The organism is Carnobacterium gallinarum DSM 4847, from assembly GCF_000744375.1.
Lineage (GTDB): Bacteria > Bacillota > Bacilli > Lactobacillales > Carnobacteriaceae > Carnobacterium > Carnobacterium gallinarum.
This window is the reverse complement of the sequence record NZ_JQLU01000005.1, coordinates 1,562,609-1,575,592: the sequence shown is the minus strand read 5'-3', so window position 1 is coordinate 1,575,592 and position 12,984 is coordinate 1,562,609. Positions and strand designations below refer to the sequence as shown.

The 12,984-nt window shown below is 33.0% G+C and carries 11 protein-coding genes; 9 read left to right on the top strand and 2 right to left on the bottom strand.

Annotated features, from left to right (window positions below):
• Positions 1 to 23: 23 nt before the first annotated feature.
• Positions 24 to 596, bottom strand: a complete 573-nt coding sequence (locus BR43_RS12040; protein ID WP_034562266.1) for a class I SAM-dependent methyltransferase — start codon at positions 594 to 596, stop codon at positions 24 to 26.
• A 91-nt stretch (positions 597 to 687) separates the two neighbouring features.
• Positions 688 to 1,551 (bottom strand): helix-turn-helix domain-containing protein, encoded by an 864-nt coding sequence (locus tag BR43_RS12035; RefSeq protein ID WP_034562264.1) that lies wholly within the window; start codon positions 1,549 to 1,551, stop codon positions 688 to 690.
• A 173-nt stretch (positions 1,552 to 1,724) separates the two neighbouring features.
• On the opposite strand from BR43_RS12035, the gene BR43_RS12030 reads away from it, so the two are divergent.
• The 9 genes from BR43_RS12030 (at position 1,725) to BR43_RS11985 (ending at position 12,979) form a co-directional block, all read left to right on the top strand.
• Positions 1,725 to 2,177 carry a thioredoxin family protein gene (locus BR43_RS12030; protein WP_157464019.1) on the top strand — a complete coding sequence of 151 codons (453 nt, stop codon included), beginning with the start codon at positions 1,725 to 1,727 and terminating at the stop codon, positions 2,175 to 2,177.
• Entirely contained in the window at positions 2,177 to 2,884 is a 708-nt protein-coding gene (locus BR43_RS12025; RefSeq protein ID WP_034562258.1) for a hypothetical protein, read from the top strand. Before BR43_RS12030 ends, BR43_RS12025 begins: the two co-directional genes overlap by 1 nt.
• A gap of 728 nt (positions 2,885 to 3,612) precedes the next feature.
• Entirely contained in the window at positions 3,613 to 4,305 is a 693-nt protein-coding gene (locus BR43_RS12015) for a response regulator transcription factor (protein WP_034562254.1), read from the top strand.
• Positions 4,302 to 5,546, top strand: coding sequence for a sensor histidine kinase (locus BR43_RS12010; protein ID WP_051933946.1), 1,245 nt, complete (start codon positions 4,302 to 4,304; stop codon positions 5,544 to 5,546). The genes BR43_RS12015 and BR43_RS12010 overlap by 4 nt, the downstream gene beginning before the upstream one ends.
• Positions 5,547 to 5,622: 76 nt before the next feature.
• Positions 5,623 to 6,306, top strand: coding sequence for an ABC transporter ATP-binding protein (locus tag BR43_RS12005; RefSeq protein ID WP_034562252.1), 684 nt, complete (start codon positions 5,623 to 5,625; stop codon positions 6,304 to 6,306).
• A complete protein-coding gene (locus BR43_RS12000; RefSeq protein ID WP_034562250.1) occupies positions 6,303 to 8,888 on the top strand; it encodes an ABC transporter permease in 2,586 nt (861 codons plus the stop codon). The genes BR43_RS12005 and BR43_RS12000 overlap by 4 nt, the downstream gene beginning before the upstream one ends.
• 158 nt (positions 8,889 to 9,046) lie before the next feature.
• The gene (locus tag BR43_RS11995; protein WP_034562248.1) at positions 9,047 to 9,643 is read left to right on the top strand and encodes a nitroreductase family protein; all 597 of its coding nucleotides are present in this window, start codon (positions 9,047 to 9,049) and stop codon (positions 9,641 to 9,643) included.
• Between the two features lie 366 nt (positions 9,644 to 10,009).
• Positions 10,010 to 11,431 carry a PTS transporter subunit EIIC gene (locus tag BR43_RS11990; RefSeq protein ID WP_051933945.1) on the top strand — a complete coding sequence of 474 codons (1,422 nt, stop codon included), beginning with the start codon at positions 10,010 to 10,012 and terminating at the stop codon, positions 11,429 to 11,431.
• Between the two features lie 90 nt (positions 11,432 to 11,521).
• A complete protein-coding gene (locus BR43_RS11985; RefSeq protein WP_034562246.1) occupies positions 11,522 to 12,979 on the top strand; it encodes a glycoside hydrolase family 1 protein in 1,458 nt (485 codons plus the stop codon).
• Positions 12,980 to 12,984: the final 5 nt, after the last annotated feature.

Below are 12,984 nucleotides of genomic sequence, written 5' to 3'. Positions count from 1 at the left end.
CATCTATCTGTACTATACTACATTTAAAAAGCCTTGTCTGTACCTTTTTCTTTTAAAATAAATGGTTTATGTACGTCAATTATAATCGAAATCATTCCCAACCCTGTTTGGCTATTTCGTGTATCATAGCGTAGTAAACGGACAATCTTACCATCTGCAGGATTCCAATAATGATAGTGAAAATCACCAATTTTATTGCAATATTCAAGCAATTCTACTTCAAATCCAGCTTTTTCAAATACTTCTCGCAGTGTCTGATAATCATAAACTACCTTATGACTGTATGCCTGATGATCAATTGGTCCCGGACCACCAACTTGAACTAAGTCCTGATAAGCTTGATTCCGAAAATTAGTATCTGGTACTGCCACACGAAGATATCCCCCTGGCTTCAAATAATTGTAACAAAGTTTAGCTGCCTGCTCTCCTTCAGTCAAAGTTAAATGTTCCCAAACATGTTCTGCCAATAATGCATCTAGCGAAGCGAATGAGAATTGCTTCTCCCAATCATCTGGATTAACTAAATTCAGCTCCGCCTCTTGAGTTGCGTGCCACCCTTCATAATAAGTTGCTCCTGCACCTAAAATAACTTTCATTTAAATTCACCTCGTTCATTTATTTTTTGTAACGCAAACGCTCTCAACTTTTCTTCCTCAAAATATAACATAATCCGAATTTTATGAACAACTAATTTTGTACTCTTTCATTCTTCATTTTATCTAAAAAGATTTTATATTTTTTTGCATGGTCTTTCATTTCTAGATATTCAAATATTTCAATCGTTTTATTTGCTTTTTCTTCACCTTTTTTATCTCCTAAACTTAATAAATAAATTCCTTCTAGAAAATTCACTATATTTTTTTCATATAAATGTTTCCCATCTAATCTTTGAGATTTTAGTAAATTTAAAAAATACAAACTATCATTTATTTTCCCTGATTCTAAACAAATAATTATTAAGTTAATTAAAGCATCATTCATAAAATGAGCATACTCTTGGTTCTTTGAATAATTTCGTAATCTACTTAATATTTTTCTAGATAAAATAAGAAGTAGCTCAAAGTCAAATACATCCATAATTGAGATAAATAATCTTATTTCATATTTAGTCCAACTCTCTATAGATAGTAAATATGTGCAAATTTCTTCAATGACTTTTTCATCTGGTAAAATATTTTTAATTCTACAATTTACTATATGAGCAAGATGCAATAAATGATTCAATGTTATATTTTTTGTATTTTGATAGTCTAAAGCAAGAGACTCGATTAATTTTTCTAAACCGATTGAATCTGATAAGTAATAAAAATCATATATTTTATACCAATAGTTATCATAGATATTTTTTGTATAATTATTATGAATGAAAAAAAATTCATCGAAATCTACATTTAATCTATTCAAAATTTCAAAAAATAATTGCACAGTTAAAGAATTTTTCCCGTTTTCTATCTTATTATAGAAACTTAGTGACAATATTCCTTCCGATATTTCTTTTTGTGTAAAATTTTTTGCTTCTCTTATTCTTTTTAAAGTATTTCCAATATCCATTTATAATAACATCTCCTTTTGCTAATATGAAACATATGACCATTAGATATCATATATGGTATCATAACTAATATATAAATAAAAGTGTAGTAATATTTCAGTGTACTTCATAAAAAGAAAGGAGGAGAAGGTATATATGATTCATATTGAACCAATTATTTTATGCTGGATTTATGAAAAGTAAAATGGTCCGTATTTTGTTATTTTCATTTATTTTATTAGTTATTGTTTTAGGTGTTTTTATAACAACCAATAAGCCAAACGTTAATTATGCTTTAAAAACCATGAACTTAACAAAAATTAATACCGAAGAATTTAATTCATTAACAAAAAAGAATGAAAAAAGTTTTATTTATATTGGTAGAAAAACATGTCCTGAATGTCTTAACCTTATATCAAAAACTAATGAAGTTTTGAAAAATGCAAAAAAATATGGAGCTATTTATTATTATGACACTGACTTGGCTAGAAAAGATTCAAATTTTGAAAAATTTACTGATGAAGTCGGAATCACATTTGTTCCTACAATTATTGAGCTTGAAAATGGCAAAATAAAAAAACAATTTTCTAGTGAAGAAATCAATGACTATAAAAAAATTATTAATTATTTTAAGGAGACAATCTAATGAAAAAAATAATCAATCTATCTTTAATTTTTGGTATCATTTTAAGTTTTATTTCTATGCCTATACTGAGCAACGCTGCTACTATCAATTCTAATAACCCAATAAATATGGCAAAAATGATTAAAGAAATTAATTTTGATACAAATCAAAGTCTTTTCTCTAAGTATCTTGATTTAACTAAAAAAGAAATCTCCACTCAAAATATTGATTTAAAAACATCAAAAGATAATTTAGATTTTGATGCCAGTAAGTTGACAGAATATGATGGCTTTATGCTATTAACTATCCCTTTCAAAAATAGCTCTGATTTTAATATTTTAAGCAATATAACAATTGCATTTGAAAACGAGGAAATTGTTAATTATTCTGAACAACAACTTACAGAATCTAAAAATCATACATTTTGGATTAATCAATTTGTAGATGGACAACAGGCTCGAAATGAAGACTTAACTATCAAATACATTTCAAATGAGGAAACAAAAAACTCTATTAAAGAACTTCAACAATTAAGTCAACAACGCGGTTTGGATGTTGCTTGCTTTGGAGCAATTGTTGGAGCATCTGGCGGAGTTATTGCAGTGATCCTAAAATTATGCGGAGCTCCTTGTGTACTAGCCGCTCCAATTTGCGCGGGATGTTTAGCTGGTATTATAGTAGTAGGAGGTGGTGGAATTATTGGTGCCGTGGTTACATGTTGGAAATAAATCTAAATGGATTAAGCGCTTATTTTTTAGTCTCCTCGGTTTAATTATCTTAATAATACTGCCTTCCGACTTAAAATTCGGATTATTGATGTGTATTATTTCCTTTTCAATAATTTGGCTACCTGTTTGGATTTTAAATTTCAAAAAATAATATAAAAAATCTAACTAGCCACTACTCTGACTATACAGAGTAGTGGCTAGTTAGTTAAAAAGTATACCTAGTTCCGAAATATCTGAAACCATTAACTCTGTTTTTTTCAACAGCTTTTTTGCTTCATTAATACATAAATACGTCATATAACTAACAAAATTAACTCCTAATTGTTCTTAAAAAAAGCAGATAAATAACTAGGATTTAAATTAACTTTCTCCTCAACTCTATTTAAAATTAGTTGATTATCTCAAAAATGTCGCTGCAAATAATCACCTAATTTATTTTTCAACTCATGATTATTGCTTTTCTTTTTTGATTAAATTCTATACAAATTTGTTGATACAATAAAACTAACTGTTTTTTTCTGCCTGATAAAGACTGAATTTTCAACAGTTCATTGAAATTTTCCACACTAATCTGAACTTCTTGACTATTAGTTTCCATCACTACTATGACAAAAGTAGCTAACATATTCGCCAATAACAAACGCAAATCTTCTAGCTAAATACTTACGACATTTGATTAAAAAACATGATATGATACGGTTACATACTTGCTTAAAGGAAGTGAAGAGATGAATTTATTAATTGTTGAAGATGAAAAATTAATTGCCGATAGTTTGGCTTTAGCTCTAACACAAGCTGGCTATGTTGTTACAATTGCTAGCTCTATTCAACAAGCTAATTTACTATTAAACCAGCATAATTTTTCTTTAATTTTATTAGATTTAGGTTTGCCTGATGGTGACGGTTTTGACTTAGGTACAACTATTAAGAAGAATTATCCTGTTAGTAAGTTAATTTTTCTAACTGCGGTAGATGAAGAAGAACGACTAGTTGCTGGATTGGAACTAGGAGAAGATTACATTACTAAACCTTTTCGTTTAAGAGAGCTTTTAGTCCGGATTAAGAATGTCCTTGCTACAGAAACTCAGCCTCTCATTCAACCTTCAATTATTATTGGAGAGCTAGAGCTTTCACTAACTCAACCAATTGTGAAGCGCTATACTCAAGAGATTAACCTATCACCACTGGAATATCGTTTGCTTCAATACTTAATGGAACATCCAAATCGCACCTTAACTAGAGAACAAATTTTGGCTAGTATTTGGGATCATTCTGGTAATTTTGTTAATGACAACACACTTACTGTTACGATGAAACGATTACGTCAGAAAATTGAAAATAAGCCCCAACAACCGCAACGTTTAAAAACAATTCGTGGTTTAGGTTATTTTTTTGATAGCAAGGGAGAACACACGATATGATAAAAAGACTTCGTTCGATTTTTCAAAATCCATTTGTGAAAAGGTGGTTTTGGAGCTATTTACTTTTTGGATTTATTTGCTTAATTGGCTTTACTCTCTTTCAACACTATAGTTATATCCGTGAACGCAATGGAGCGGAGCAGTTTATTGCTGACCAACTTGGTTTATTGGATTTAGATCCAGATAGTACAAAAGATAATGCCCTTTTTCATTATTATACTTCTGGCAAAATTGATGAAGCCACTGCTAAAGCAGGCCGAACAAAATTAATCGACTTAGGGCTTACTGCAAACTATCCATTAATTACTAAAAATTATCACGTCGACTTACTAACTGGATGGAGTCTAATCAGTCTTTTATGGCTAGGCGGACTTATTTTCTTTACATTGGCTTTAACAAAATTCTATCAGCAACTAAATGATTTACAGCTCTATATTCAACAAAGCGCCAAGGGAACACAAACCTACGATATGTTGGCGATTAGCGAAGGGGCTCTTAGTGAAATTAAGGACCAGCTTTATTCCTTTACAGAAGATTTATCTGCTGAAAAAGAACTAGCCACCGATGCAAAAAAAGAATTAGCAAACGGCATTGCGGATATTTCCCACCAATTAAAAACACCATTGACTTCCTTGTATATTTTAACGGATTTACTTGATGGTCCTTTAACATTACAACAACAAGAGGAAATTTCTAAACAATTCATTCCTCAGTTAGATCGAATTCAATCTCTAATCACTAGTTTATTAACATTAACTAAATTTGATGCGGGGACTCTTAAACTACAGTCTAAACCAATTCAGCTGACTGAGTTAATTCAAGACTGCCTCACACATTTAGATGTTTTAATTCAGCATAAACGTTTGATTATTCATTTGGATTTGGCAGAGGATTTAGTCATTGTTGGCGATTATAAATATTTAAAAGAGGCGAGTTTGAATTTAATTAAAAATGCAGTCCAATACTCACCCATTGCAGGAACCATTCAGATTCAAACAACGACAAATCCACTTTTTACTTCTTTGATTATTCAAGATGAAGGAACAGGTATTGCGCCAACAGATTTGCCTTATTTATTTAAACGCTTCTACAAGGGAAGTAATGCTTTGTCTGATAGTGTTGGAATTGGTTTAGCAATGGCTCATACAATTATTGAAAAACATCATGGAACGATTGAAGTCCAGAATAATAAGATCCAAGGAGCTAAATTTGAAGTAAAACTCTACAAAGGAATTATTTAATTTGTCCTTTGTCACTAAGTTGTCACTCTGGCTCGTTATACTGTAAATAATCAAGCAAATAAAAGGAGTGACATATATGGATATCTTAACTGTAAAAAATGTTTCCAAAATATATGGTGTTGGAGAAAATCAAGTAAAAGCATTAGACGATGTTAGTTTTTCAGTGAAAAAAGGGGAATTTGTTGCGATTATTGGTCCTTCTGGTTCAGGAAAATCAACTCTCCTACATATTTTAGGGGGAGTTGATCGACCAACTGAAGGAGAAGTTACAATTAACAATAGTTCTATTTATCAACTAAATGAAACAAAGTTAGCTATTTTTAGACGACGCCAAGTTGGATTGATTTATCAGTTCTATAACTTATTGCCAATTTTAAATGTAGTTGAGAATATTACCTTACCCCTTTCTCTAGATAACGCTAAGATTGATTCACTAAAATTAGAGAGTCTCTTACAAACGCTTGGTCTCGAGAACCGTCAATTAAATTTACCAAATCAACTATCTGGTGGGCAGCAACAACGTGTTTCCATTGGACGGGCTTTAATTAATCAACCCGCAATTGTCTTAGCTGATGAACCTACTGGGAACTTAGATAGTCACAATTCCAAAGAAATATTAGACTTGCTAAAAATTTCTAATGAAAAATACAAGCAAACATTAATTATGATTACTCATGACCCAGAAATCGCCTTAAAAGCCGATCGAATTATTACAATCGAGGATGGCAAGATCACTAAAGATGAGGTGTTGCGCCAATGAGTATCATTCAAAAATTAACTATTAAACAACTTACTAAGAATAAAAGAAGAACCTTGATTACAATTATTGCGGTTATTCTTTCAACAGCTATGGTAACCGGCGTTTTAACTATGATGTCTAGCTTCCAAGATACGATGTATCGCTCAACATTAAGAAGTGATGGAGATTGGCATCTATTAATTGAAAATGTACCTCAGGATAAAATGGAGCGGATTACCCAAAATAACAATGTCGAAAGTTACTTTGTTACTCAAGCCGGAGATTTTGCTAAAAACGAAGTAAAAGATGATTACGCTAAACCTTTTATTCAAATTCAACAATTCACCCCTGAAGCCATTCAAAAAAAACCAAATACACTTGGAACTATTCAACAGGGACGGTTGCCTAAAAATGAAAATGAGCTAGTTATTTCAACAGCTTCCAACGTCAATTATCAAACATATCCTGTTGGTTCAGAGATTACTTTAGCCATCGGTTCAGTTGCCAGAGAAGACTTGTCTAACTGGGATAAAGCTCTGAAAAGCCCTAAAAAAAGAACGTTTAAAGTTGTTGGAACTCTTTATCCAACAAACTATGATAATCAAGAATATGATCAATATTTAACTGTTATTCCGGAGAAAAAATTGTCTCCCAGTAAACCTTTATCCTTTTATATTAAAGTCAAAGATACCAAAGATTTCTACCAATTCACCGAAAAACTTCAAAAAGGACTCGATTCTGAAGGCACTGTACTATCTTATAATAAGTCAGTTCTCTCTTTCTTAGGTTTATCTAAAAAAGAAAGCTTCTATACCTTTATGGTTTCTGTTGTCAGTTTAATTATTGGCTTAATTGCGATTGGTTCAATTAGTGTTATCTATACAAGTTTTAGTATTTCGGTTAGTGAACGCCAACGACAGTTTGGTATTTTAGCAAGTGTTGGAGCAACACCCAAACAGCTAAAAGACAGTGTTTATTTTGAAAGTTTTATTATCGGAATACTTTCCATTCCTTTAGGGATTTTATCTGGTCTTGCAGGAATATTTATTACCTTTCAATTTACGGGAAAGCTTTTAGCTAGCGGAGGCATTAAATTAAGCTTTGTTATTAATTTTGCTACTTTACTCATTGCCGTAGCTATTTTATGCATTATTTTATTTATTTCAGCTTTAATTCCAGCAAAACAAGCCGGAAAAGTTAGTCCTTTGCAAAATATTTTACAAGTCCAAACGATTCGTTTAAATCCCAAAAAGTTAAAAGTTTCTCCACTGATTACAGAACTATTTAAATTTGAGGGAGTTTTAGCTACTAAAAATCAAAAACGGAATCGTAAACGCTATTTAGCTAGCTTGCTATCTTTAACCATTAGCATTACATTATTTGTCGCTTTTTCTGGATTTGTCGATTATCTATTTAAGTCTGAAAGTTTATATAATGGAGATACCCCCTCTCGTGATTTAACGGTTTCTGCCAGAGTCAATATTCCGGCAACAATTGATAGATTTTTCAGTACGTTGGATACAGAATTAAAAAACAATTCTTCTGTAGTGGATTATAGTCTTCAGGCAAGTACGACCCTTAAAATGCCTTTACCAAAAGATCATTTATCCCCTTTTGGAACAGAATTGTTTCATGAAAGTCAAGATTTTTACTTGAAGCTATCTTATATTGATGACAAAAGTTACCAAAGCTTATTAGATTCTGTTGCAGTTTCACAGATAGATACACCTATAAATGGTGCAGTTCCAGTACTACTTCTCAATCTTCCTAGTAAAACAATAAATGAAAGTCAAGGACAAATAAAAGAAGGAACTATTTTTAAAGCAGGTAGTTTGGTTCAGCAAAAGTTCGCTGTAACGAATAGTTCCGATACTGAGTCTGACTCGAATAATACTGAAGAAAGTAAGCCTAAAAGTTCAATTGAAGTTATTGCTGAACTCAATAAATTACCAAAAGATAATTTTTTATTCAGTAGAAATGAACCAATCTTCATAACAAATAAAACAAATTTCAAAAAAATTATATCTGACCTAAAACTGGAAAAAACAAGTGATTTTTCTTTGGATGCTCAATTAAATGTATTGCCTACTAAAGATGAAGTGGTTGCTAAGCAATTAAACAATGCTTTTAAAGCAGAACCTTCATTTACTATTAGCAATAATATTAAAACTGCCCAAGATACAAAAGATACAAATATGGTCTTTATGATTTTTGGTTATGGTTTTATTACATTGATTAGTCTCGTTGGTTTCACGAACATTATCAATACTACATCTACAAGTATTGCGCTACGAAAAAGAGAATTTGCCATTCTAAAATCAGTTGGAATGACACCAAAAGCCTTTACCAAAATGTTAATTTATGAAAATCTTTCTTTAGGCATTAAATCTTTGCTTCTAGGCAATTTATTAGGTATTGGGTTCATTTTCTTATTCTTTAGAGGTATAGGCTCAATCTTTACATTTACCTTCTACTTGCCACTTACAGCAATGTTCTTCTGTGGAATCGTCTTTCTTTTACTACTCTTAATCATCAGTTTTCTGGCAACACGCTCTATCAGAAAAACACCGATTATCGACTCTTTAAAAGATGAAAACAATTGAAAAAGAAAACTCTAAGTAGAAATGCTTAGAGTTTTTTATACTATAGGCATACGTATTTCCTTTTAGTTGCACTTTTTACTTATTTCAGTTAAGATAGTTTTTAACAAATGAGAATGATTCTCATTTGTTAAAGTTCTAAATAAAAGGAGTTGTTCCAAGTGAAAGCATCCATTTCTGAAACAATTGTAACTAGAAGAACCTCAAAAACCAGTTTAACTACGGAAATTCCAGTTGAACTTATTTATAATTTATTAGAAAAAGCTAGCTATGCCCCTTTCCACGGAAAAACTGAACCTTGGTTGGCTAAGATTGTCACAACTGATACTGAAAAACAATGGCTCTATCAACGAATTATTGCTAGCTATGAACGAAATCAGATTATCAAGGATGCACAATCCCGTGAACGAATGACGACGAAGATGACCCGGTTAATTTTAAATTCACCGGCAACAATTTTATTTGCTCATGAAGTTTTTCCTGATGATCAACGAAAAAACTATGATGCCATTGAGGCTACTGCTGCTTTAATACAGAACTTTTCATTAGTAGCATGGGAAGAAGATTTAGTCGGATTTTGGGCAACAAGTCCCTTTATTTTGGATCCAATTTTAACCAATGAACTTGGTTTTCCACTAAACTATGAATTAATGACTAATTATCGTCTTGGTTATCGTGATTTGGAGCAGCCTATCAAAACAGCGCAACGCCAACCAATCCACAATTGGGCGACACCGTTAGTTCCGCTTGCTGAATAACTTTAAACGACTGAATTAGGAAGTAAATTCCTGTTCAGTTTTTTAGTGCTTTTCTGAAGATTTAACCAAACTTAAAATAAAGTATCTTCATCAAAATTAACTATTGAAATCCTTATTCCTCAAGGGATTTAATATTTCAAATGATGAAATATTATTTTAACTTATTCATTATTTTTAAAACGCCTAAAAGAAAACGCTTGCACTATTAATGCTTAGTTGGTATTATAAGGACATCAGATAGGATTGTTACCAATTCTGGGCAAAACCTAAGCTGATTTGAACTGTAGGACTTCCTACATACTTCAAATCAGTTTAGGTTTTTTTTGTTCAAAATAGAGGCACCTTATAACATTGGAGGAATAAAAGATGGCTAAATATACAGATTTGGCAACAAATATCGTTGAAAAAGTTGGGGGAAAAGAGAACGTTTCTAGCATTTTCCATTGTGTCACTCGTTTGCGATTTAAATTAAAAGACGAGAGCATTGCAAAAACTGAAGAAATTAAAAAAATGGACGGCGTTGTAACGGTCATGAAAAGCGGCGGACAGTATCAAGTCGTTATTGGCACCCATGTTCCAGAAGTTTTTTCAGAGGTAGTTAAAGTTGGTGGATTTGCAACAGATAGCAATATGGACACCTCTGATGCAGATAACGCACCAAAAGGGAGTTTATTTGATCGATTTATTGATATGATTTCAGCAATTTTCACTCCAACATTAGGAGTATTATCTGCAACAGGGATGATTAAAGGTTTTGTGGCATTATTTGTAGCACTAGGTTGGTTAGACATGACTTCTGGAACTTATACCATTCTACAAGCCACTGGGGATGCGTTATTCTATTCACTTCCAGTTTTCCTTGGATATACGGCTAGCAAGAAGTTCAAAGGAAATCCATTTATTGGTATGACCATTGGTTTTGCACTCATTTATCCATCTATTAGTGCATTGATGGGACCAGATGTACCAACACTTTATACATTGTTTGAAGGTACCGTTCTAGCTTCACCTGTTAAAGTTACTTTCCTTGGAATTCCCGTTATCATGATGAGCTACGCTTCATCTGTTATTCCAATTATCTGTTCAATTTTTGTTTCAGCGAAAGTAGAAAGATTCTTTGCTAAAGTTATTCCAAGTGTTGTGCGTAATTTCTTAGTTCCTTTCTGTACGTTACTTGTGATGGTTCCTTTAACTTTCTTAGTAATTGGACCTCTTGCTACTTGGGCAGGTATGCTTTTAGGAGCAGCAACACAATTCGTCTATAATTTAAGTCCAATTATTGCTGGTATTTTACTTGGTGGTTTCTGGCAAGTATTTGTTATCTTCGGCTTACATTGGGGTTTAGTGCCAATCGCAATGAATAATATTGCCAATGGCGGAGATACTATTTTAGCGTTAACATTAGCAGCTTCATTTGCACAAATTGGAGCTGTCTTAGCTGTTTGGATCAAAACTAAAAACATGAAACTTAAGAGTTTAGCAATTCCAGCCTTTATCTCAGGGATTTTTGGAGTAACAGAACCTGCAATTTATGGAGTTACGTTGCCCCTAAAACGTCCATTCTACGCAAGTTGTGCGGCGGCGGCTGTTGGTGGTGGGATTCTAGGATTCTTCAATACTACTGGATATATTATGGGTGGTTTAGGAATTTTCGCTTTCCCAAGTTATATTAGCCCAGATGGCATTAATTCTGGATTTATTGGCGCTGTTGTCGCTTCTATTGTTGGGATTGTTTTAGGCTTCGTATTCACTTATGTCGCTGGCTTTAAGGATGAAGATTTGGTTTAAATAAGACATAGCTTTGAACTGTTGCCATGTATTTGACAGCAGTTCTTATTGATAAAAATAGATTTTAGTAGATGAGAGGAGATTTTATTCATGAATCAAAGAAAAGCATTTCCAGAAAATTTTTTATGGGGTGGCGCGACTGCTGCTAATCAAGTTGAGGGGGCATTTGATGTTGATGGAAAGGGATTATCAACATTCGATATGGTAACATTTACACCAAAAGAAGAGCGGACAGGAGAGTTACTTTCTGAATACACGAAAGAGCAAATCGAAGCTGCGTTAGCTGGCAAATCAGGAGATAATTTCCCGAAACGCCGTGGAATTGATTTCTATCATCGTTATGAAGAGGATATCGCTTTATTTGCTGAAATGGGCTTTAAGACTTTCCGTTTATCAATTTCTTGGCCTAGAATTTTCCCGAATGGTGATGAGACAGAGCCAAATGAAGCGGGTTTAGCTTTTTATGATAAAGTCTTTGATGAATGTTTGAAATATGGAATTGAGCCGTTAGTGACTCTTTCTCACTATGAAATGCCGTTACATTTAGCAATGGAATATGGCGGTTGGGCAAATCGTAAAGTTATCGATTTCTTTGTTCATTATGCTGAGACTGTCTTTAAACGTTATAAGAATAAAGTGAACTATTGGTTAACGTTCAACGAAATCAATGTAATGGGAATGAGTCCTTACATCGGTGGAGGAATTTTAGCTGGGACATATGAAAATCATAAACAAGCCGCATATCAAGGAACGCATCATCAATTTGTTGCCAGCGCTCGTGCAGTTAAGGCTGGACATGAGATTATTCCTGATTCAATGATTGGCTGTATGTTAGCTCGGATGGAATCTTACGCTGAAACTTGTAACCCCGATGATGTTCAACGTGCAATTGAAGAAGATCATGCAAACTTATTCTATACAGATGTTCAAGTTCGTGGATATTATCCAAGCTATATGGACCGCTTCTTTGAAGAAAATAATATCACGATTGAGATGGAACCAGGGGATGAAGAATTATTACTGCTTCACACAGTCGATTTCCTATCATTTAGCTACTATATGTCAATGGTTCAAAGTGGCGATCCTGCTAAGCAAGAAATCGTTGGCAACTTTATGAGTGGCTTAAAAAACCCTTATCTAGAGTCAAGTGATTGGGGCTGGCAAATCGATCCTAAGGGCTTACGGATCACGCTAAATAAAATGTATGATCGTTATCAAGTGCCTTTGTTTATCGTTGAAAATGGCTTAGGTGCTTATGATACTGTTGAAGCAGATGGTAGCATTCATGATTCTTACCGTATTGATTACTTGCGTCAACATATTGCACAAATGGCGGAAGCAATCCGTGACGGCGTTGATTTAATGGGCTACACACCTTGGGGCTGTATTGATTTAATCAGTGCGAGTACCAATGAAATGTCAAAACGTTACGGCTTTATCTATGTGGATCAAGATGACTACGGCAACGGTACATTGGATCGTTCTCGGAAAGATTCATTTGATTGGTATAAAAAAGTTATTGCTACAAATGGTGAAGATTTAGCATAATTCAA